The sequence below is a fragment of the uncultured Phascolarctobacterium sp. genome, from assembly GCF_934190775.1.
Taxonomy (GTDB): Bacteria; Bacillota; Negativicutes; order Acidaminococcales; family Acidaminococcaceae; genus Phascolarctobacterium_A.
Map to the genome: position 1 here is coordinate 182,625 of NZ_CAKPTG010000001.1, position 22,136 is coordinate 204,760.

General features: G+C 45.8%; 22 protein-coding genes and 3 tRNA genes. 4 read left to right on the forward strand and 21 right to left on the reverse strand.

What is annotated here, in order from left to right:
- Window positions 1-11 precede the first annotated feature (11 nt).
- Window positions 12-764, reverse strand: coding sequence for a Fe-S cluster assembly ATPase SufC (gene sufC, locus Q0G26_RS00775; RefSeq protein WP_293827633.1), 753 nt, complete (start codon window positions 762-764; stop codon window positions 12-14).
- Between the two features lie 241 nt (window positions 765-1,005).
- Here sufC and Q0G26_RS00780 point away from each other — a divergent pair, with 241 nt between their 5' ends.
- Window positions 1,006-1,209 (forward strand): hypothetical protein, encoded by a 204-nt coding sequence (locus tag Q0G26_RS00780; RefSeq protein WP_293827635.1) that lies wholly within the window; start codon window positions 1,006-1,008, stop codon window positions 1,207-1,209.
- A 95-nt stretch (window positions 1,210-1,304) separates the two neighbouring features.
- Here Q0G26_RS00780 and Q0G26_RS00785 read toward each other — a convergent pair.
- The 5 genes from Q0G26_RS00785 to Q0G26_RS11440 form a co-directional block, all read right to left on the reverse strand.
- Window positions 1,305-1,380, reverse strand: a tRNA-Val gene (locus tag Q0G26_RS00785).
- Between the two features lie 5 nt (window positions 1,381-1,385).
- Window positions 1,386-1,460: transfer RNA gene (locus Q0G26_RS00790), tRNA-Glu, on the reverse strand.
- A gap of 3 nt (window positions 1,461-1,463) precedes the next feature.
- Window positions 1,464-1,539 (reverse strand) — tRNA-Asn (locus tag Q0G26_RS00795).
- Between the two features lie 169 nt (window positions 1,540-1,708).
- Window positions 1,709-2,173, reverse strand: a complete 465-nt coding sequence (locus Q0G26_RS00800) for a YhcH/YjgK/YiaL family protein (protein ID WP_293827637.1) — start codon at window positions 2,171-2,173, stop codon at window positions 1,709-1,711.
- Window positions 2,174-2,330: 157 nt separating this feature from the next.
- Complete coding sequence (locus tag Q0G26_RS11440) at window positions 2,331-2,408, reverse strand: putative holin-like toxin (protein ID WP_222859551.1); 78 nt, start codon at window positions 2,406-2,408, stop codon at window positions 2,331-2,333.
- A gap of 84 nt (window positions 2,409-2,492) precedes the next feature.
- Between Q0G26_RS11440 and Q0G26_RS00805 the strand changes: the two genes are divergently transcribed.
- Window positions 2,493-4,049, forward strand: coding sequence for an ABC-F family ATP-binding cassette domain-containing protein (locus Q0G26_RS00805; RefSeq protein ID WP_293827638.1), 1,557 nt, complete (start codon window positions 2,493-2,495; stop codon window positions 4,047-4,049).
- Window positions 4,050-4,128: 79 nt separating this feature from the next.
- Here the strand turns inward: Q0G26_RS00805 and Q0G26_RS00810 are convergent, their stop codons facing one another.
- The 7 genes from Q0G26_RS00810 to budA form a co-directional block, all read right to left on the reverse strand.
- On the reverse strand, window positions 4,129-4,767 hold the full coding sequence (locus Q0G26_RS00810; RefSeq protein WP_293827641.1) for a uracil-DNA glycosylase: 639 nt from the start codon (window positions 4,765-4,767) through the stop codon (window positions 4,129-4,131).
- A 27-nt stretch (window positions 4,768-4,794) separates the two neighbouring features.
- Entirely contained in the window at window positions 4,795-6,174 is a 1,380-nt protein-coding gene (locus tag Q0G26_RS00815; RefSeq protein ID WP_293827644.1) for a lipase family protein, read from the reverse strand.
- 106 nt (window positions 6,175-6,280) lie between these two features.
- Window positions 6,281-7,936 (reverse strand): biosynthetic-type acetolactate synthase large subunit, encoded by a 1,656-nt coding sequence (gene ilvB, locus Q0G26_RS00820; protein WP_293827645.1) that lies wholly within the window; start codon window positions 7,934-7,936, stop codon window positions 6,281-6,283.
- Window positions 7,937-7,953: 17 nt separating this feature from the next.
- Window positions 7,954-8,481, reverse strand: coding sequence for an acetolactate synthase small subunit (gene ilvN, locus Q0G26_RS00825; RefSeq protein ID WP_293827647.1), 528 nt, complete (start codon window positions 8,479-8,481; stop codon window positions 7,954-7,956).
- Between the two features lie 42 nt (window positions 8,482-8,523).
- Entirely contained in the window at window positions 8,524-9,150 is a 627-nt protein-coding gene (ttdB, locus tag Q0G26_RS00830) for a L(+)-tartrate dehydratase subunit beta (RefSeq protein WP_210683980.1), read from the reverse strand.
- On the reverse strand, window positions 9,150-10,049 hold the full coding sequence (gene ttdA / locus Q0G26_RS00835; RefSeq protein ID WP_293689970.1) for a L(+)-tartrate dehydratase subunit alpha: 900 nt from the start codon (window positions 10,047-10,049) through the stop codon (window positions 9,150-9,152). Before ttdA ends, ttdB begins: the two co-directional genes overlap by 1 nt.
- Window positions 10,050-10,085: 36 nt before the next feature.
- Entirely contained in the window at window positions 10,086-10,811 is a 726-nt protein-coding gene (gene budA, locus Q0G26_RS00840) for an acetolactate decarboxylase (RefSeq protein WP_293827649.1), read from the reverse strand.
- Window positions 10,812-11,006: 195 nt separating this feature from the next.
- Between budA and Q0G26_RS00845 the strand changes: the two genes are divergently transcribed.
- Window positions 11,007-11,936 (forward strand): LysR family transcriptional regulator, encoded by a 930-nt coding sequence (locus Q0G26_RS00845; protein WP_293827651.1) that lies wholly within the window; start codon window positions 11,007-11,009, stop codon window positions 11,934-11,936.
- 615 nt (window positions 11,937-12,551) lie between these two features.
- Entirely contained in the window at window positions 12,552-13,898 is a 1,347-nt protein-coding gene (locus Q0G26_RS00850; RefSeq protein ID WP_293827653.1) for a pyruvate carboxylase subunit B, read from the forward strand.
- A 151-nt stretch (window positions 13,899-14,049) separates the two neighbouring features.
- Here Q0G26_RS00850 and Q0G26_RS00855 read toward each other — a convergent pair whose 3' ends face one another.
- From Q0G26_RS00855 to Q0G26_RS00890, 8 genes are all read right to left on the reverse strand, one after another.
- Window positions 14,050-14,664, reverse strand: coding sequence for a hypothetical protein (locus Q0G26_RS00855; RefSeq protein ID WP_293827655.1), 615 nt, complete (start codon window positions 14,662-14,664; stop codon window positions 14,050-14,052).
- 359 nt (window positions 14,665-15,023) lie between these two features.
- The gene (locus tag Q0G26_RS00860) at window positions 15,024-15,779 is read right to left on the reverse strand and encodes a sugar phosphate isomerase/epimerase family protein (RefSeq protein WP_293827657.1); all 756 of its coding nucleotides are present in this window, start codon (window positions 15,777-15,779) and stop codon (window positions 15,024-15,026) included.
- A 21-nt stretch (window positions 15,780-15,800) separates the two neighbouring features.
- Window positions 15,801-16,892, reverse strand: coding sequence for an ABC transporter ATP-binding protein (locus Q0G26_RS00865; RefSeq protein WP_293827662.1), 1,092 nt, complete (start codon window positions 16,890-16,892; stop codon window positions 15,801-15,803).
- 4 nt (window positions 16,893-16,896) lie between these two features.
- Window positions 16,897-17,724, reverse strand: a complete 828-nt coding sequence (locus Q0G26_RS00870) for a carbohydrate ABC transporter permease (protein ID WP_293827664.1) — start codon at window positions 17,722-17,724, stop codon at window positions 16,897-16,899.
- A complete protein-coding gene (locus Q0G26_RS00875) occupies window positions 17,714-18,592 on the reverse strand; it encodes a sugar ABC transporter permease (protein WP_293827667.1) in 879 nt (292 codons plus the stop codon). Before Q0G26_RS00875 ends, Q0G26_RS00870 begins: the two co-directional genes overlap by 11 nt.
- Before the next feature lie 67 nt (window positions 18,593-18,659).
- On the reverse strand, window positions 18,660-19,964 hold the full coding sequence (locus tag Q0G26_RS00880; RefSeq protein ID WP_366517704.1) for an ABC transporter substrate-binding protein: 1,305 nt from the start codon (window positions 19,962-19,964) through the stop codon (window positions 18,660-18,662).
- Window positions 19,965-20,266: 302 nt separating this feature from the next.
- On the reverse strand, window positions 20,267-21,022 hold the full coding sequence (locus tag Q0G26_RS00885) for a sugar phosphate isomerase/epimerase family protein (protein ID WP_293827671.1): 756 nt from the start codon (window positions 21,020-21,022) through the stop codon (window positions 20,267-20,269).
- 21 nt (window positions 21,023-21,043) lie between these two features.
- The gene (locus tag Q0G26_RS00890) at window positions 21,044-22,135 is read right to left on the reverse strand and encodes an ABC transporter ATP-binding protein (protein WP_293827674.1); all 1,092 of its coding nucleotides are present in this window, start codon (window positions 22,133-22,135) and stop codon (window positions 21,044-21,046) included.
- Window position 22,136 lies beyond the last annotated feature (1 nt).

Genomic DNA, 22,136 nt, shown 5'->3' on the forward strand with positions numbered 1-22,136 from the left:
TTCCCCACCAGTTATTCCTTATTCTGCAAAAACTTTTCAAAGCCATTTTTGCTGACTTCGTCAACCAGCTCCGGACCGGCATTTTTGATAATTTGTCCCTGAGCCAGAATATGAGTGTGGTCAACATGCAGTGCATCCAGGATTTTAGTATTATGAGTGATAATCAGCAATGCTCCCTGACGATGCTCCTGGAAGGTTTTAATGCCCTGAGAAACAATCTTCACTGCGTCAACGTCCAGACCGCTGTCTGTTTCGTCCAAAATTGCCAGCTTAGGGTTCAGCATCAAAAGCTGCAGGATTTCTGCTTTCTTCTTTTCGCCGCCGCTGAAGCCGGTGTTCAGATCGCGCTCGGCATATTTGCTGTCCATCTGCAGCAAAGCCATTGCCTGACGCAGCTCCTTACGGAAATCCCAGGCCTTGATGCGTACACCGCGTTGCTGCTCCAAAGCAGTTTTCAAGAAGCTGCTCAGGCTGATGCCGGGAACCTCCAGCGGATTCTGGAAGGAAAGGAACAAGCCTGCCTTAGCACGTTTATCTACGGCAAGTTTGGTAATGTCTTCGCCGGCAAAATTAATGCTGCCGTCCTTTACGGTATATTTAGGATTGCCCATCAGCGCATAACCAAGAGTGGATTTGCCTGCGCCGTTAGGTCCCATAAGCACATGGGTTTCACCAGGCTTAATATCAAGATTAATATTGTGCAGAATCTCTTTGTCTTCTACATTGACTACGAGATTCCTTACCTCTAATAAATTCTCTGCCATATTTATCCTCCAATCGAAGCAATTGAGAAGAACTGCTTCTCAAAATTTTAATTCCCACATTTCTAGTATGAATTCCATAACCTATTATAAAATTATTTTTCACACTATGCAAGCACTAAGCGCAAAATCCGCCTACAATTTGCAAATATTTTGCAATGCTGCGCACCAAAATTTCTTTGTAACAGCATTCTTCTTATTATATAATATTTTTAGAAAAAATTATAGTGAGGTGCGAAAAATTATGGCTAAAACCGCAAAATTCACTGTCTACGAAAAACTTTCCAAAAAACAACGCCGCGAAATTGATAATGCAAAGCGTGGCAGCTGGGGTTTAGTTAAACCAATCACCAAGGTTAAGCCCTCCGGCAAGCTCTACAAACGCTCCAAAGCAAAACAGGATGTGCAGGCATATTCATCAGCTTGTACATCCTGTTTTGCTTTGTAATTTAAAATTGCTCAGCGACCACCAGCAAAGCTACAAATAAAAAACACCATACAACGAAAAAAAGCACTTCATTTACATGAAGTGCTGAATTTACGTGGTGGGCGCTAACGGGATCGAACCGCTGACATTCTGCTTGTAAGGCAGACGCTCTCCCAGCTGAGCTAAGCGCCCGAAAATGGTGACCGGTGGGGGAATCGAACCCCCGATACCGCCGTGAAAGGGCGGTGTCTTAACCGCTTGACCAACCGGCCAGGTGGCTCCCCGAGTAGGACTCGAACCTACGACGCCCTGATTAACAGTCAGGTGTTCTACCGGCTGAACTATCGGGGAATATTTTGTGATGTTTTGTATTGCTCAACATCACGAGTGTTATTATACTAAGTCCACACGCATTTGTCAACACTTTTTTTGAACTTTTTTATGATTTTTTCAGAAAAAGTTTTTCAAAGTTGCCGAGTCGCTTTGCTTAAGCAGCAAAAATCGCTCAACCATGCGTATTTCAGGCTTTTACCTTAACTACGATTTTTTGTACGTTGCTGGCGATTTTTTCTACAGAACAATTAGGTCTGTGCAATTCCCATGGGAAAAAAATAGCAAAATCACCGGAATTTAATACTGCGCAATTCTTCTCCTGCGGGTCAGCATAAAAAATTACATCTTCTTTTTCTGCTTTATTTTCTGTTTCTACACAATCAGCTGTCAGCGGTGTATACCAAATTGCTTCCTCACCGCGAGCAACAAACTGTACATCAATATAATCGTTGTGCTTTTCCGGACGGCGTTCAGCCTTAGGCTCGGTATCATATGTATTGACGCGGGCAAAAACATTACGTCCGTCAATTTCATATTCTCCGTTTTCTACCTTGCTGAAATCAGTCGCAGCAACGTAAGCCAAAGCTTTTTGCAAACGCTCGCTTACATACGGCAGAAGCTTTTCAATATCATTTTTATTTCCTTGCAGCATAATTATTTTCCTCCTCTATCGTTGACGAAAGCATTGTTGATTGTTATAATGTATATAGGTTGGTCTGACGATTGAGCCCGTCAGCTCTTCCCAATTAATTCTTTAAGTTAAGAAAAGGCTGGCTTGCTTTAGTCGGTCTTTTTCTTTTTATGTAATGTTACTTACACGCCAAGATAATGGTCGCAACAAGAATGCCGAAAGCAATCATAAGACTTAAGGCTTCGTACACTCGCATAGCTCCCACCTCCCTTGAGTGGCAGCCGACGTTCGTCAGACCATTATCATTATACCAAAACTAAACTAATAAAGCGAGGTTTTTATGAGCTACTTAAATGTCACCAATGTTTCCCACTCCTTTGGCGGCCGCCAGATTTTAGAAAACGTTTCCTTTAAGCTCCTGCGCGGTGAACACGTAGGTCTTGTCGGCGCAAACGGCGAAGGCAAATCCACCTTTTTGAATATCGTAACCGGTCACGTACTGCCTGACGAAGGTAAGGTTGAATGGCCCGGTAAAGTCACCGTCGGTTATCTGGATCAGCAAAGTACCCTGGAAAAGGGCATGACCATCCGCGAAGTTCTGCGCACTGCTTTTGACGGCATGTATGCTATGGAGCAGCAAATGCTGGAGCTCTACGATAAAATGGGCGATGCTTCTCCCGAAGAGCTTGATAAAATGATGAATACCGTCGGTGAAATCCAGTCTGAACTGGAGCACAGCGGTTTCTATTCTCTGGACAGCAAAATCGAAGAATTTGCCAATGGCCTCGGTCTTGGCAACATCGGTCTGGATAAAGACGTCAGCGAGCTTTCCGGCGGTCAGCGCAGCAAGGTTCTGCTGACTAAGCTGCTGCTGCAGAACTCCCAAATTTTGCTGCTGGACGAGCCCACCAACTATCTGGACGTTGAGCATATCGAATGGCTCACCAAGTTCCTGCAGAACTATGAGCATGCCTTTATTCTGATTTCCCATGACATTCCCTTCCTCAACAAGGTTGTCAATGTTATCTATCATCTGGAAAATTGCGAGCTTACCCGTTACAGCGGTGACTACGATAAATTCCAGGAAATGTATGCCATCTATCAATCACAGAAGGCTGCAGCCTACGAGCGTCAACAGCAGGAGGTTGCTAAGCTGGAGGACTTCATCGCCCGCAACAAAGCTCGCGTTGCTACCACCAACATGGCCAAAAGCCGTCAGCGCAAGCTGGATAAGATGGAAATGATTGAAAAACCGCGTGAAAAGCTGAAGCCGACCTTCAAATTCACCGAAGCACGCACCCCCAGCCGCTTCATCGTAGAGGCGAAGGATTTGGTACTCGGTTACGACAGCCCGCTCACCAGACCTGTTACCTTTAATCTGGAGCGTGGACAAAAAATTGCTATCCGCGGTGTCAATGGCTTAGGTAAAACCACCCTGCTGAAGACCATTTTAGGTATCATTCCGCCTGTCAGCGGCAAGGTTGAGCTGGGTGAATTTCTGGAGCCGGGCTATTTTGAGCAGGAGGAACGCGAAAAGAACGAAAACACTGCTCTCGATGATGTTTGGAACGAATATCCCGGCCTGACCAACTACGAGGTGCGTGCTGCACTTGCAGGCTGTGGCCTGACCAACGAGCACATCACCAGTAAGGTTTTCGTCCTCAGCGGCGGCGAAGCTGCCAAAGTACGTCTTTGCAAGCTGATGCTTAAAGATGTCAACTGGCTGGTACTAGACGAACCTACCAACCATCTTGATGTTGACGCTAAAGACGAGCTGAAGCGTGCGCTGAAGGAATTCAAGGGCAGCGTTCTGCTTGTTTCCCACGAACCGGAATTCTACGAAGACTGGGTAGATAAGGTTTGGAACATCGAAGACTGGACCACTAAGATTATTTAATATCTTAAGCACACGACAAAAAAGCGTTCTGCCGTAAAATTGCGGCAGAACGCTTTTTTTATTTGCAACAGCTTGCTTTTCAGCGTACACGTTTCTTAAAAATTTTAAACAGCTCCGGCTTTTCCTCAGACATAAATTCATAGCCTGGCGCCAAAAGTGCAGCACGCTCACGTGCTGCTTCCAAGTCATGAAACACGTCCCACTTAGAGGCCACCAGTTGCTTGCCGTACTGACGCAGCAAATACGCCGGATGGTAGGTAGCAATACAGTCAAAGCCCTGCTCCGTGCGGAACCACATGCCGCGGTCGCGCGTAATGCGCATATCGGGACGGCCCAGACAATGCAGCGCCACGCTGCCCAAGGCCACGATTACCTTCGGCTGAATAATCTCCAGCTCCCGCTGCAGCCACTGCTTAGCGCAAAAATCTGCTTCGGCAATATCCGGTGTACGGTTATTCTTCGGTCTGCATTTGATCACATTCGTGGTCAAGACTCTGTCACGCGTCATCTTGGCTGCCCACAGAGCCTTGTCCAGCAATTGACCGGAAGGTCCTATTAAAGGACAGCCGTAATCATCCTCGACCTGGCCGGGTCCCTCCCCTACAAAAACAATCGGGCTTTCGGGATTACCATACCAGCCAACAGGAGCAATAGCATCATTACGCAAATGGCAGGCTTGGCATTGCGCCAGCTCCCCTTCTAATTCACTTAAATCCATATCCTTATCCTCCACTATTTCCGTATTCTAATATCCCAAGGTAGCTTCATGCTGCGTTACAATAAACGGCAGCTGCTCGCACAAGGTTTCACGTGCCTGCCACAGGTTTTCGCCCGCAGCCTGGATATTGCCGACAGCAGGTGACACCTTGCGGCCGAAGCTGCCAAGAGTCAGCATGCGCCCATTTTTATCAAAAAGTCCTTGTTCAAGCGTCAGATACCAATAGCCTTCCCGGCGTGCCTGGCTGCCATCTATACCGCAGACAAGCATATATTCAGCACCGGCCTCCTTGCTGAGCTTCAGTAAATCCTGCGTTGTGTAGGCATCCTTCGGCAAATTGCGTTCCATAATAATATAGCTTGGCAGCATTTTGCGATATTCGTCAAGCACAAAACGCTTGATATCCGTTACATAGGCCAGTCTTTTCAGGCTGTCGGATGTATTTACCCAAACAGCTACCACCGGCTGCTGCGTAATTTTTCTATCCGTAACAGGCTCCAGGCGTCCCATGCTTATCTCTCTGTCACGCTCTTTATAGTATTCGCTGATGCTGTAATCAAAATACATAGCCATAGCATGCTGCAGATTGCTGATTTTATTGGAAAGACTATACTTCACCGGCTCGCCGAACTGCTTATAGCCGCCGAAAAACGTCTGCAGGCTGCCAGGAACAGGGTCCGCCGTGTTGCTGATACGCAGCAGCTTAATCTTATCGCCGTACTGCTCCGCAAAGGCACTGTTGCCAATCGCCGGAGCGCCAAAGGTGATAACAACGAACTTTTCCTTAGGCATTCCCAGGCTCGCTAAACGCTCGCCCAACAGCGTCGCTGTCGCTCCGCCCAGGCTGTGACCTGTAAGCACAAGATAAGCATTCTGGTCCTCGCTTACACGCTTGAAAAGCCCTCTCAGCTTGCCGTTCTCGTCAACTACGCCGCTGCGCAGTACTGCATCGACATAGCTATTGAAGCCTGCATGCACCGCCGGCCCATCTTTAAGCACAGGCTGCGCCGCCAGCTCCTGCATCTCCGTCAATGTTGAACCGCCGTAATTAACCTTTTTCGTTTCCAGATTAATCTTCCAATCGCTCTTGCTGGCACTACCGCGAAAGGTTACCAGATATATTTGCTTATTAACTTGCGGAAAATAATTTTTGGCTACAGCATAATTCAATTCCACCTTGCCATCATTTCCCTGCTGGCTTTCAATCTGCCAACCATAGCTGCGCAGATAATCAAACTCCTGAGAAGTATGCGGCAGATAAACCCCAAGACAGGATGCTGCCGCAATTGTTGTAAAATAACTCTGCACGTAGGCAGAACTTACAGGATTAGGTGACGCTGCATACGTCATTGTACCCAAGCCGAAAAATAAGCATACAATTGTAAGTAAACGCATAAGCTTAAGCATGCTGCACCTCCTTGTAACATACCATTGCTATTATTATAACACAAAAAGCCCGAACCTCTTGAAGAGATTCGGACTTTTGCGTTATATATCTGTGCTTACCTTTTAATTATTCCCCAAGGCCACGGACGAATTCGTCTACACCTTTACCGGGAGCAACCATCGGTACTACCATATCCTTAGGATCGATATCAACCTCAATTACATAGGTATGGTCCTTATCTAAGCCACGCTTTACAGCAGCAGCAAAATCTTCCGGTGTTGTGACATGCTCGCCTTCCAAACCGAAGGCTTCCGCATATTTCACAAAGTCAACATAGCCCGGGCATTCGCAAGCCATAAAACGCTTATTGAACTGTACAGTCTGCAGCTGACGGATCATACCCAAGCCGCTGTTATTGAAAACAACGGAAACTACAGGAACATTGTTGCTTGCTAATGTAAACAGCTCGCTGCCGGTCATTTTATAGCCGCCGTCACCGCTGATACAAATAACCTTCTTATCCGGGCAGGCAAATTTTGCACCCATAGCGGCAGGCAGACCAAACCCCATTGTTCCCAGTCCGCCGCTGGTAATCAGCTGACGTGCATATTCTACCTTCAAATGCTGTGCCGTAAACATCTGATGCTGACCTACGTCGGTAGCGACAAAATAATCTTTGCCCTTTAAGAGCGGATTCAGCGCTTCAATAAAAAGCGGCGCAGTATTATTTCCATAATCCTCATCCATGCTCGGCCAGGTCATAATTGTATCCCACCATGCTTTTATATCATGAGCTTTACAGCCCTTATCGAGCATTTTCAGGATAGTGCGCATATCACCGGCAATATCAATGCTGCTCTCAATATTTTTGTTTAATTCAGCAGGATCAATATCAATATGGATAATCGTTTTATGCGCGCTGTATTTATCACGGTCACCGGTTACACGGTCATTAAAGCGGGTACCAACTGCCAGCACTACATCAGCGTTAGCGATAGCACGGTTCGCACGTTCGTGTCCGTGCAGGCCGCTCATGCCCAAAAACTGCTCGCGATAGGAGCTGATGCAGCCCAAGCCCATCAGCGTGCTGGCTACAGGCAGATGCATTTTTTCACAAAGATGCACAGCTTCGTATTCCGCACCGGAGATAGCTACACCGCCACCAACAAGCATCACGGGACGTTCAGCCTTGTTCAGCGCAGCTACAGCTGCAGCAACCAAATCCTTTTGCGGCATAGCAACTGGCAGCTCGCGCAGCTTGCTCGCATGATATTCCATCATGCTCGTCTGCACGTCATGCGCTACATCTACAAGCACAGGGCCGGGACGACCGCTTTTCGCCATCTGAAAAGCCAGGCGCATGGTCTGCGCCAATTCTTCCGGCTTATTGACCAGGAAATTTTGCTTCGTAATCGGCATAGTGATACCGGTAATATCTACCTCCTGAAAGGCATCATGACCAATCATGCTGCTTTTTACCTGTCCGGTAATAGCTACTACAGGAATAGAATCAAGAAATGCATTTGCCAGACCTGTTACAAGATTCGTCGCACCGGGACCGGAGGTAGCACAGCACACGCCAACCTTGCCGCTGGCACGTGCATAGCCATCAGCAGCGTGCGCTGCTCCCTGTTCATGCGCTGTCAGTACATGCTTAATATTTTTTACATCACGCAGCGCGTTGTAAAACGGCAGTATAGCACCACCGGGATAACCAAAAATTGTCGAAACGCCTTCTTCCTCAAGGCATTTCACCATAACTTCCGCACCAGTAAGCTGCATAGTGTTATACTCCTTTCTTACGCTTCTTCGGCATGAGGCCATTCATAGCGTGATTCTTTAACTTCCAATGCTTCATCGCCACGTTCTAAAGCAACGATTCCAGTCTGCACCATTTCGACAATACCATAACGGCGCAGAGCATTGGCAAAGGCGCACAGCTTGCCTTCATCACCTGTGTTGACAAAGGTCATGCTGTTGCCGGTAACATCAATAGCATGTGAACGGAAGGCTGTTGCTAATTGCAGCACCTCCATCTGCTTTTCGCCGGCGTGTACCTTGACCAGTAGCATACTGCGCAGTGCGCTCGTTTCACGATGCAGCACCTTAATGCGTTCTACCTCGCTCAGCTTAGCCAATTGCTTGCAGACCTGCTCGATTGTCAGCTCGTCTGCATCCAGTACGATGGTCATACGTGCATATTCCGGATTCTGCGTACTGCCACTGGTTAAGCTGTCAATATTATAGCCACGGCGGGAAATCAGTCCCGTAACCCTCATTAACACACCAGGACGATTGTGTGCGACAATAGATAATATCTGTTTCATTTCTTTTCTCCTGAATCTGATAAATCCACAGCTATTTTATCTTTATTTAATAAATTTAACGTGTGGAATAATCTCGTTATATACTTCTTCCTTGCGTTGGTTATAGATGACTTTTTGCTCTTCAAAAAAATTTCTGCCATAGCTGTCGATAGAAACAATCAGCGGACCAAACATTTTTACATGGCAGCTCCACAGAGTTTCCGGCATACCCAGCTCACGCCAGTTTGCGTCAACGATTTCCTGTACCTCAGTTGCTGCCACAACAGCATTGCCTGCGGGGAATACGCAGTGAATAGCGCCAAAGTTTTTGCAAGCATATTCAGTGTTGGGGCCCATGCCGCCTTTGCCGACGATAACGCGGACACCGGTTTTTTCAACGAACTCTTTCTCAAATTTTTCCATGCGCATGCTAGTGGTAGGACCAACGGATACCATTTCAAATTTGTCATCGCCCAAGGGACGAATAATCGGACCGGCGTGCAGAATTGCTTTATCCTTAACATCAACTGGCAGCTCACGGCCATATTCTACGACACGGCGATGTGCAACGTCACGACAGGTGGTAATGTCACCATTCAGATAAACAATGTCGCCAATATGAATATTCTTTAAGTCTTCTGCGCTTACAGGAGTAGTTAAAACCTTTTTGCCATCAATTACTTCGTACATTATAAAGTCACCCCGCTATGAGAAAGAATTTTGTAGTTTAAGTTTTTGTCGAATACGATGTGGCCGCGACGATGAGACCAGCAGCCAACGTTTACAGCAACGCCGATTACAGACGGATGACGTGCAGAATTTTCTACGTTCACGCCCATAACGGAATATTTGCCGCCTAAGCCTTGAGGACCGAGGCCGATTTTATTGATGCCATCCTCCAGCAGTTGTTCCAGGAGTGCTGCATTCTTGTTCGGGTTATGGCTGCCAATCGGACGCATCAATGCTTTTTTAGCATGCAGAGCAGCTACTTCTACAGAAGTACCAACGCCAACACCTACCAGAAGCGGCGGGCAGGCATTCAAGCCATAGGAGGTCATAACGTCCAACACGAATCTGGTTACACCTTCATAACCGGCACCGGGCATCAGCACCATTGCTTTACCGGGCAGGCTGCAGCCGCCGCCGGCCATATAAGTGTACAGATCCAGCTCATCGCTGTTCGGCACAATCTCCCAGAAAATAGTTGGAGTACCGGTGCCGACATTTTTGCCGGTGTTGTATTCATCAAAGGTTTCTACACTGTTATGACGCAGCGGAGCTTGCTGAGTTGCGCGAATAACAGCTTCCTTCAGCAGCACCTCCAGCTCGTTGATCAGCGGGAAATTGGTGCCGCATCTTACTACGAACTGCATAACGCCGGTATCCTGGCAGCTGGGACGATTCAGATCCTTAGCCAGCTTCTGGTTCAGCTTCATGGTCTGGTAAATAGTTTTAGACAGCGGGCTGTCTTCCTTTTCTGCCAGCTCATCCAGCTTAGCGATAACATCGTCAGGTAAAACCTTAGCGGTGTGCGCTACAAAATGTGCTACATAGTTTGTTAATTGTTCAACTTGTTCTTGCTTATCCATTTTTACCCTCCATACGCAGCATCGGCTGCAAATTTATTATTTATTGCCTGCTTTCTCCACACTCTCAATTTCCTCCTTGGAAACATCCGTGAGAGTAAGCTTTTGAAAAAACCTTGTTTTCGGAACCAGGAAGGAAAATCCTTCGGTCCTGCCTATATAAGCCTTGCCTTCTTGCAGAGAGCAGTTAAAAACATGACCGCCCATCGTTCTGTCATCCGATATAAAATGTACATGCCAGCCTGCAACATTCAAGCCATCCATATATTGTGGAAAATATACACAAGCAAGACTGCCGCTGACATTTTTAAATTCAAACTCACGCTGGTCTGTTTCCAAGACCTTAGCGAAGGTTTTATAAGGCTCGCTGTGCTGCTTCATCTCAGAACGCACGTAAACCTCGTGAAAGCTTCCATCTATACGGCAAGCGTAGATGTTGTTCTCACCATGAGTCTTGACAACATCGTCCAGCTTAGCCAAAAGGCCGCTCATATCAGCGATGTTCTTTAAGTCAAACGTAAGCTCCTTATTGAGATACGTCACAGAAGCAAACGGGGTAGCGTCGCTGGCAGTAGCAATCTCTACTGTACCATCTGCTTTTGCCCGATAACAAATACCATCGAGCACAATCATTTCACCGTCAACCGCTTCAAAGGTACCTAAGCCTATATCGCCGTTGGCAAGCAGCTCTTCAATTGTTGCATTGCCATAAAAATCGCCCTTGGCCAAAGCCTGCAGGGTTGATACCTGATACATAAAAGCCATCCTCTGACCTCCTTATGCTTTTTATCTATTCAAGACTTTCCTGTAGTCGTGCTCTAAATCACGTACCTCACAATGGCTGTATGTAGTTATATTGCACTTTAGTAGCAGTCTTTCTTGACCTGCCTTTACTATAACATCAATCTAGTGTATAATCAATTTTATAGAATTAATGTTTCTATAAAGGAGATTTATAGTATGGAGTTAGAAAAAAAGTATATCTACCAGGTCTACCAATGCGGCAGTTTTTCAAAAGCTGCAGAAGCATTATTCATTACTCAGCCTGCACTGAGCATAGCCATCAAAAAAGTGGAGCAGGAAATAGGTGCTGCCATTTTTAACCGCAGTCAAAGACCGCTCACACTCACAAGCATCGGCGAACTGTATCTGCAGCACATCAAAAAGGAAATGCTCCTGGAGCAGCAGCTCAAGCAGCAGATTGATGATATTCATGGTTTAAAAAGCGGTGATCTGAAAATCGGCGGCACGCATTATATGAATGCTTATCTTCTGCCGTCATACATCGCCCAATTCAACACTCTCTATCCCAACATTAATATTACAATGGCAGAAACAAGCTCTGATATGCTCATTGAAATGCTCAAGGACAACAAGCTAGATTTCACCTTCAGCTGCGACGAGGACGTAGTGAGCGAGTTTGACAGCTATCCGACCTTTTCTGACCACATCCTGCTCGCTGTTCCGCAAACCTTCGCGCTCAGCGACAAGCTGCTGGCGCAAAGCCTCAGTGCGATTGAAGTCAAGCACGGCCTCCACTTGGCAGAAAGCTGCCCCAGCGTCAACCTGCACGAATTCACAGATTGCAGCTTCATCCGTATCGACGCCCATGTCAACCTTGGTATGCGTACGCTAAAAATGTTTGAAGAAGCAGAAATTCTGCCACGCATAAAGGTCAAGGTACCGCAGCTCGTCACAGCCTTCCAGCTTGCGGAGCATGGTATCGGCGCTACTTTTATCAGCGACAAGCTGGTAACCGGCAATGAATCAACTTTGCGCTTTTTCAAGCTGCAGTCTAAGCAGGCAGAAAGAAAATATTCTCTGCTTTTACCACATAATGTTTACGTTCCTAACGCAGTCATCGAATTCATCAAGCTTTTCCGGCAATGACATTATATGAAGAAAAATACAGCAGCTGAGGGTTTGCCCTTCAGCTGCTTTTCTTCGCGCTTTACTATAAATCAGATTTATACGCTTATTAATTCCATAAAATTGATTTATCTTACTATCCGTGGTATATTTTAGTCAGTTCAAAAAACAGCTGCTAAACAAGCATAAAGAAAAATACACAGCAGCTGTTATCCATACAAATTTTAAAAATCATGTTTTATTTTACGGAGGGATTTTACTATGAATAATGCAAAACAATACTTCAGAATCGAGCCCTGGAAAAGCGTTCGTGCTTTAAAACTTCAACTGCTTGGTCTGAGCGACTAATTAACATCAACGAAAAACATATTTGAACTTACGGAGGTAACTACCATGAATAACGCAAAACAATACTTCAGAATCGAGCCTTGGAAAAGCGTTCGTGCTTTAAAACTTCAACTGCTTGGTCTGAACGACTAATTTACATCAACAAGACTTTTTATTCAAACTTACGGAGGTAACTATCATGAGCAATGTAAAAGATTTCATCAGAATTGAACCCTGGACAAGCGTACGTACCCTGAAAGTAAATCTGCTTGCTTCGGCAATGCATCTCAACTAACCGGAGGCACGAGTATGGCAAACAAACCTGTAAAAATCGTAGAAACCGTCCTGCGTGACGGACACCAATCCATCGCCGCAACACGTATGCGCATCGTTGATATGCTGCCCGTACTCGAAAAGATGGACAACGCCGGCTACCATGCCATTGAAGCCTGGGGCGGTGCAACCTTTGACTCCTGCCTGCGCTTCCTGCATGAAGATCCTTGGCAGCGCCTGCGTCTGTTAAAGAAGAATCTGCCGCACACTCCTATCCAAATGCTGCTGCGCGGCCAAAACGTTCTTGGTTACACCAATTTAGCAGATGACGTTGTTTCGGAATTTGTTAAACGCTCTGTAGATAACGGCGTTTCCATCATCCGCATTTTTGACGCACTCAACGATACACGTAACCTGGAAACCGCAATGCGCGCCACCAAAGAAGCTGGCGGTCATGCACAAGGCTGTATCGTTTATACCATCAGCCCTTATCATAAGGACGCTGATTTCGTAAAGCTCGGCAAAGAGTTAGTGCAAATGGGTGCAGACTCCATCTGCATCAAGGACATGGCAGGTCTTCTGCGTCCTTACGAGGCTTACAACCTTGTAAAAGCTTTAAAAGCAGAAATCAACGTACCGATTGACCTGCACACGCACTTCACCAGCGGCATGGGTGATATGACCTATATGAAAGCTATTGAAGCAGGCGTAGACATCGTTGATACAGCGCTCTCACCCTTTGCCTGCTCTACCAGCCAGCCATGTACCGAATCTCTTGCAGCAACATTACAGGGAACAGAATACGACACCGGCATTGACCTGCCGCTTCTGCATGATTTGGCAGATTACTTCAAAGGTGTCAAAAAGGATCTGGTAGATGATTTCAACCTGAACACCAACATTCCTATCGATCCGAAGGTACTTACCTTCCAAATCCCCGGTGGTATGCTTTCTAATCTGCTCAATCAGATGAAAGAAATGGGCGTTGCCGATAAATATCCGCAACTGCTCGAAGAAATGCCCCGCGTGCGCAAGGAATTAGGCTATCCGCCGCTGGTAACACCTACCAGTCAGATTGTGGGCACCATGGCAGTACTGAACGTAGCCTTAGGCCGCTATAAGATGATTCCCCGCGAGGTTAAGGATTTAGTTTTGGGTAAATACGGACGTACACCCGCACCTATCGACCCTGAGGTTAAGCGTCTGGCTATCGGCAACGCAGAACCTATTACATGCCGCCCCGCAGATTTAATTCCGCCGCAGCTGGATAATTTCCGCAAACGCCTGGCTGAGGACGGCTATCCTAATGCCAGCATGGAAGACCTGCTGAGCTATATCTCCTTCCCGGAAGTAGCAAAAGCATTCTTCGGTCACAACAGATAAGCACAACTCAACTCATATTTCTCTCACAAAAAGTCATCAACATACTCCTACCTTTTATTTAAATACAGCAAATGGACAAAGAGCACAAAAAGCCCGAACCTCTTCAGGAGATTCGGGCTTTTCTATATTTCGGGATACACTCTTACACGTTTTATTGAATTTTTTCAAACTCGCCGTTGTAACGGGCATTTTCCTTCTCGTAGGCCGCAGGATCAGCATAGCGGTTAACCTTGCTGTTCAGCGTGCAAGCTTCAGTGATGCAATCATTAACAGCATTTTTGGTGTTGATGCGCGGATCATCTTCACTGGCAATAACATAACCAGCTACACGCAGCATGCTGCTGTCATATTCCTTGATACCATAATCATAGCTAAAAAGCTTACCGTCTACAACAGTGCTTTCCTTCAGCGCAACCTTCACAGTGCTGTATTTGCCTACCAGCTTTTCACCGCTGCCAACGCCGGCCAAATCAAGCTTCACAACAATCGGCACCCAGTTAGGACGGGTAACCAGGGATACATCTGCAGCAGTCAGTTCCTTATCCGGAGCAGCCTGCTTAATCATCTGTACAGGAAAACGCTTGCCGTAAGTGGACATAAGAAAGGCTTCAAATTCAGTCTTACCCTTTTCAACATCATTTTCAACATTCTGCGCTTCCAAAACAACCTCCGGAACCTGGTACCACAGCACTACCTTTTTGGCAGGGGCAGCAGCGCAAACGGAACACAGCAACAGACAGAGAATACAAAGAAACAGCTTTTTCATAGAACTTTCCTCCTCGCTATATTCATTAACTATATTGTAGCAAGAAAACACCCCGCTGAAAAGAGTATTTGCTAATACATTTCTGACAAAAACGAAAAGAGAGCAAGGCTTTTCCCTGCTCTCTCAGCAAATGACAAATTTTCTTATAATACTTACAGCATCAGCAAATCAACAGCCATCCAACCGGCAAATAAAACCAAAACCGGGTATAAATCCTGCATAACGCTTACCTCCTACGCATCTCGCAGATTCATTTATCTTCGTTATACATAGTATACCCATTGAATATTAAATACAGATTAACCTTAAGGTAAAATCCAGGTAAAGAGTATTTATTGTCAGTTCTCAGACTATATTTATCAAAGCTTATATTTTGCTTTCAGCTCTGCAATATGCGCTTCCAGCTCCTTGGTATTATTAAAGCCGCAACAGTATTCAAAGACCTGCGTAGCCTGCGGTGCATATTTTTTGACAGCGCCAAAATAAGCCTTCCAATCAATATCACCCTGTCCTACAGGCAGATGCACGTCACCGCTGCCATCGTTATCGTGAACATGGCAAGCCACTAAGCGTTCTCCCAAGGCCCGTACTACCGCAGGAATATCCCAACCGTTGACATGCGCATGACCTGTATCAAGCAGTGCGCCTGCCTGCGGGAAAATATCAAACAGAGCAATATACTCCGGCAAATCAAAGAGCACGTTATTTTTTGTACGCAGGCCAACGTTTTCGATAAGCACCTTAACGCCATAGCGTTTGCCCAGGTTCATAACCTGACGCAGACGACGGACAACGCGTGCCTGTAAAAGCTCCTTGTCACCTTCAATCGCTTCATTAGTATGCACTACAACAAAATCTGCCTTACATTTCTGCGCATAGGCAAAGGTCTTTTCTATAACGCGGGCATAATTTTTCTGCTTTGAATCAGCAAGATTAAGCGCAACGCAGGGAGTATGAATCGAAAGTGCTCGTTCGCCCCATTCCTCCACCTGCTGCTTCCAATAATAATCCTTACCGAACTCATAGAAGAATTCAATACCATACTGCTTATCAAGCCTCTTCATTGCATCCTTCGTAAATCCCGGAAAGAGTAAATCACTGACTTCAAATTGCATATAACTTCCTCCCTTCAAGGCTTAGCGTACCTTCGCTAAGTTTTCACCGCTTTCGGCATCAAACAGGCAAACATTTTGCCAGTCAAAATTAAAGCCACGAATATCCTCCATTTGCAGGCCTTGGTCACTGTCCTGCAGATAAAAGCTTTCGTTAGTCGCCAATTTAAGTGCAGCAGTTTTCAGGTTGCCTGTATTTTCAACAAAGTCTACCCTACCATTAATCATAGCACTTTCAAAGCTAGGTGTGCAAGCCTCCGGGCGCAGACCGAAGAGAACTTTGCTGCGGCCACCAATTTCCTGCAAGCGCTCCTGCGGTAGCTTCAGTGCGCAGTCACCGACGATAATTTTACCGTCCAAAATTTCTGCCTGCAGAATATTCATTGCCGGAGAACCGATAAAGGTTGCCACAAAGGTGTTGGCAGGGTGATGGTAAATATTCGCCGGAGTATCAATCTGCTGAATCTTGCCCTGGTTCATAACGGCAATACGATGCGCTACAGTCATTGCTTCAATCTGGTCATGGGTTACATAAACCATTGTCGGCTTGAACATTTCATGGATTTTTACCAGCTCGGTACGTGCCTTCTGACGCAGCTTGGCATCCAGGTTAGATAAAGGCTCGTCCAGCAGGAAGTACGGCGATTGCTTTACCAGCGCACGGCACAGCGCCACACGTTGCTTCTGACCGCCGCTCAATTCATGTGTCTTTTTGCTTTCGTAACCTTCAAGATGCAGAATTTCCATCGCCATACGTACACGCTTTTCCATTTCAGCCTGCGGCAGCTTTTGCAGCTGCAAGCCAAAGGTGATGTTATCCCAAACGCTCAGATGCGGAAACAGTGCATAGCTTTGGAACACCATAGCAATATTGCGCTCACCGGGAGCGATATCGTTAACAACGCGGCCGTCCATGTACAGCTCGCCCTTGGTGATTTCCTCAAAGCCGGCAATCATACGCAAAGTAGTTGTCTTGCCGCAGCCGGAGGGACCAAGCAAAATCAGACGCTCTCCCTTTCTGATATTCAAGTTTAAATCGTTAATTACGACATTGCTGCCATAAGCTTTTTGCACGTTAGAAAACACGATGCTGTATTCATTTTGTAAGTTTTCCATCTTCTTATCCTTTCACGCCCGATTGCATAAATGTGTTGATAATAAATTTCTGGCAGAAGCCATAAAGCACTAACGGAGGCAAGCTTGTCAGCGTTGCTACAGCCATGGCGATGCCCCATTCACTGCCACCCTCGGCACTGATAAACATCTGCAGCGCCAGCGGCAGTGTCAGATTAGCTTTATCCTGCAAAATCAGCAGCGGCCAGAAATATTCGTTCCAGCTGTTAATGAAGAATAAAATCGAAATTGCGAGTATCGAAGGCTTAATCAAAGGCATAATAACCTTGAACAGTACCTGATGCGGCTTGGCACCATCCAGAATTGCTGCTTCCAACAAAGGCTTGGGGATACCGCGCATGGTCTGACGCATCAGGAAGATACCCATACCGTCTACAAGACCGGGAAGCATAACGCCGTAAGGTGTATCCAAAAGTCCCAGCTTGGACATCATCAGATAGTTAGGCATAATCAAAACGGTGATGGGGATGAAGAACGTCAGCAGCATACCGTTGAAAACTGTTTCCTTGTATTTGAAATTGTAATACACAAAGGCAAAGGCTGCCAGCACGCTTGTCGCTGCCTTGCTGGCTGTAACCACTATAGCAATGTAAAACGTATTCCAGATATAGGTCAGCAGTGGGAAGTTATGTAAAACAGTAGTGTAGTTGTCAAAGGTCGGCGGAAACGGCAAAGGGTTCAGGGTTGACTCAAAAACCTGGTTTAAATCCTTCAGCGAGGTCGAAAGCATAAATACTATCGGCCACAGCATCAGGAAAACTGCGATAAGCAGAAACGCATGCCAATACCATTCATTTTGCAGCTTAGTTTTCATAGTACACCTTCTTTTCCAGATATTTATTCTTCACGAAGAGGAAGGCAAGATAGCAGACCATGGTAATAACTGCATAGGCTGCACTGGTTCCTGCCTTGAAGAAGGTAAAGGCATATTGGTAAATAATATATACAAGGTTACTGCTGCCCTGATCAGGACCGCCCTGCGTCAACATATTTACAGGTACAAGAACGTACTGCAGGCCAAAAACTACCGTTATCGTAAAAACATAAATTGCGGTAGAAGAGGTCATCGGCAGAATAATTTTTTTGAAGATAACCCAGTTGGAAGCGTTCTCCAGCTTCGCTGCTTCAATCATCTCTTTAGGAACCGCGACCATAGCAGCCAGCATTACGATAAGATTATAGCCAAAAACCTTCCAGCCGATAATCGTGCAGATGGCAAAAATAACCAGATAGTTTTCCTTGAACCAACGCGGTGATGCAATATCAAACTGGCTGAGGATAATGTTAATAGGACCGGCCAGCGGATTGTAAATCCACAGGAACAAAATACTTGCTACCGCCAGTGATAACGTTGACGGCAGAAACAGCGCGCTACGGTAGAAGGCTGTCCACCGATGCACTAAATGTCCCAGGATAAACGAATAAAAATAAGGCAGAACGAAATTAAGCACCAGCATAATTGCTACAAATAAAACGGTGTTGATTAAAATTTTAATCAGCTCAGCAGAGCTGAAGATAGTGATAAAGTTTTCCAGGCCCACAAATTTTTGATTAGGGCTGATCATATTCCAGGAAAAAACACTCAGATACATGTTCTGAAGCAGCGGCCAATAATAAAATACCAGGAAAAGTACGGCAGCAGGCAGCAGATAAAGTATTGCTTCCTTGTTGTTTTTACTCATAGTAACCTCCTTTGATCTATTAGCAAAATAAGCTGCCGCAACTGCGACAGCTTATTATTCAGACTAATTACAGCAGCTTGTTAATTTTTTCTGCGGTTTGATGTAAAGCATCCTGTGCACTCATTTTGCCGCTCAGGATGATATCACGTGCATCAATCAGCAGTTGTTCAGCCTGCAGACCGTTAGCACCCGGGAAGCTTGCCCATTTGGTAACCTTGGTCATTTCCTGCAGAGCCATTTTAATGTTGGGGTTTTCATCAGCAAGCTTTTTGAAGCCCTTCGGATCATCAGCTACGCCTTTGCGAGGTGGCAGGTAACCGGTACCGGTGCTCCATTTAGCAAGTGCTTCCGGAGATTCCAGATATTTGATGAACTCAATAGCAGCTTTTTGCTTTTCAGCATCTTTGGAGAAGACCATCAGGAAGTTGCCGCCTGCAGGAATCTTGGTCGGTTTGTTGCCAAAAGCAGGGAATGGAGAAGCCATTACTTTGAACTTAGCGCCCTTTTCGAAGTTAGCACGTTTACCGATGGTGGTGCAAACCATGCCCAGCTTGCCGCTCAGATAAGCCTGGAAGCCTTCTTCGTTAGTTGCATGCAAGCCGCTGCCGTTTTTAACCATATCAGCTACAACCTGATAAGCTGCAGCAGATTCCGGAGTATTAAAGCCTGCTTTAACCTTGCCATCAACCTTAGTCAGCATTTGGCCGCCGTTGGATTCGATCAGAGCCTGTTGAGTCCAGTTATCGGCATATTCCTGCATGAAGAAGCCCATGTTGCCGGTTTTATCTTTAATTTGTTTAGCTGCCTTGCTAACCTCTTCCCAGGTTTTAGGCGGATTTTTCGGATCTAAGCCGGCTTTTTCAAAAATTTCCGGATTGTAGAAGAGTACAGGAACACTTACGGAATACGGCAGACCGATTTGCTTGCCGTCTTCGGTTTGTGCCAGTTGCAGTACGTTCGGCAGGTAATTGTCTTTCATGAAGTTTTCATCGCCGGCAGCTTTAAATGCTTCGTTCAAGTCAGTGTATTTAAAGTTTTCAGCAGCGTAGTTCAGGAAGGAATAACCCATTTGTACTACGTCCGGATTCTTGCCGGAAGCCATAGCAGCCTGCAGGTTTTGTGTCAGGCCTTTGTACATATCCGGGTTATATTTTTCTACTACTTCAATGTTCGGGTGAGTTTTGTTGAAGTCAGCAACCAATTCTTTTACGGTTGCGCCGCCAAAGCTCTCAGCAGCAACGTGCCAGTATTCAATCTGCACCTTTTTGCCGGTGTCAGCACTTTTCTTATCGCTACCGCAGCCAACAAGTGCAGTAGTTGCCAGCAGGGAAATCATTGCTGCTGCCAAAACTTTTTTCAGTTTCATTTCCATTCCTCCGTTTACTGATATTCCACGAAAATTATTGTTGTTATCTTTACAACGTGCTTTTATTGTAACGGATGAATGTAAAATCCAAAGTAAGCTTGCGGTTAAATCTATGTTAAAAAGGTTACACATTAATCAGTATTATCTTATTCGCATATAAAGCTATAAGTTTTATCAATATTGTCCCGACCAGGCCTCAAGGCAATAAAAAAGTGCTGGCAACCTGACCTAAATCAAATCAGGATACCAACACTTATTTTTATAGAAGCAAGTTACCGAATGACTATTTTGTCAGCCAACAGTAGCTATTATAATTCATATTTTGCTCTCAGCTCTGCAATATGCGCTTCCAAATCCTTGGTATTGCTAAAGCCGCAGCAGTATTCAAATACCTGCGTAGCCTGCGGTGCATATTTTTTAATAGCATCAAAATATGCTGCCCATTCAATGTCACCCTGGCCAACAGGCAGATGAGCATCGCCATTGCCATCGTTATCATGAACATGACAAGCCACTAAGCGCTCGCCCAAGGCCTTTACTACCTCAGGAATATCCCAGCCATTGACATGCGCATGGCCTGTATCAATCAACGCACCAGCCTGCGGGAAGGTTTCAAAAAGTGCAAGATATGCCGGCAAATCAAACAGTACATTATTTTTTGTACGCAGGCCAACATTTTCAATAAGCACCTTAACGCCGTAGCTTTCGCCAAGACTAATTACCTGACGCAGACGACTGATAACCAGCTCACGCAATTGCTCCTTATCGCCAGCAATAGCTTCATTAGTGTGTACTACAACAAAATCAGCCTTGCATTTCTGCGCATAAGCAAAGGTTTTTTCCATAGCTTGCTCATAAATTTTCTGTTCTTTATCGGCCAGATTCAAAGCAACACAGGGAGCATGAATAGAAAATGCACGCTCGCCCCAGTCCTCCAATTGCTGGTTCCAGTAATAATCCTTGCCAAACTCATAGAAGAATTCGATACCATATTGCTTATCCAGATTTTTCATTGCATCTTTAGTAAATGCAGGGAAAAGTAAATCACTGACTTCAAATTTCATAAAACTTCCTCCATTCAGAGCTTACTTTGCTGCTGCCAGGTTTTCGCCACTTTCAGCATCAAATAAGCACACATTTTCCCAGTCGAAATTGAAACCTTTAACGTCTTCCATGTGCAGTGCCTGGTCACTTGCCTGCAGATAGAAGCTTTCGTCTGTTGCCAGATGCAGAGTAGCAGTTTTCAGGTTACCTGTATTCTCGACAAAATCTACTCTACCAGTAATCATAGCACTTTCATAGCAGGGAGTGCAAGCCTCGGGACGCAGACCGAAGAGAACTTTGCTGCGGCCGCCAATTTTCTGCAAACGCTCCTGCGGCAGCTTCAAAGTGCAGTTGCCAACAACAATTTTACCATCTGCTACCTCTGCCTTCAGAATATTCATTGCCGGAGAACCGATAAAGGTTGCCACAAAGGTGTTAGCGGGGTGATGATAAATATTTTCCGGTGTGTCAATCTGCTGAATCTTGCCTTGATTCATAACTGCAATACGATGTGCTACAGTCATTGCCTCAATTTGGTCATGAGTTACATAAACCATGGTCGGCTTGAACATTTCATGGATTTTTACCAGCTCAGTACGTGCTTTCTGGCGCAGCTTGGCATCCAGGTTAGATAAAGGCTCGTCCAACAGGAAGTACGGCGATTGCTTTACCAGCGCACGGCACAGCGCCACACGCTGCTTCTGCCCGCCGCTCAATTCATGTGTCTTTTTGTTTTCGTAACCTTCAAGATGCAGGATTTCCATCGCCATACGTGCACGCTTTTCCATTTCAGTCTGCGGCAGCTTTTGCAGCTGCAAGCCAAAGGTTATGTTGTCCCAAACGCTCAGATGTGGGAACAGTGCATAGCTTTGGAAAACCATAGCAATATTGCGCTCGCCCGGAGCGATATCATTAACCACACGGCCGTCCATGTACAGCTCGCCCTTGGTGATTTCCTCAAAACCGGCAATCATACGCAGGGTTGTTGTCTTGCCGCAGCCGGAAGGCCCAAGCAGAATCAGACGCTCGCCCTTTCTGATATTCAAGTTTAAATCGTTAATTACGACATTACTGCCATAAGCTTTTTGCACGTTAGAAAACACGATGCTATATTCATTTTGTAAGTTTTCCATC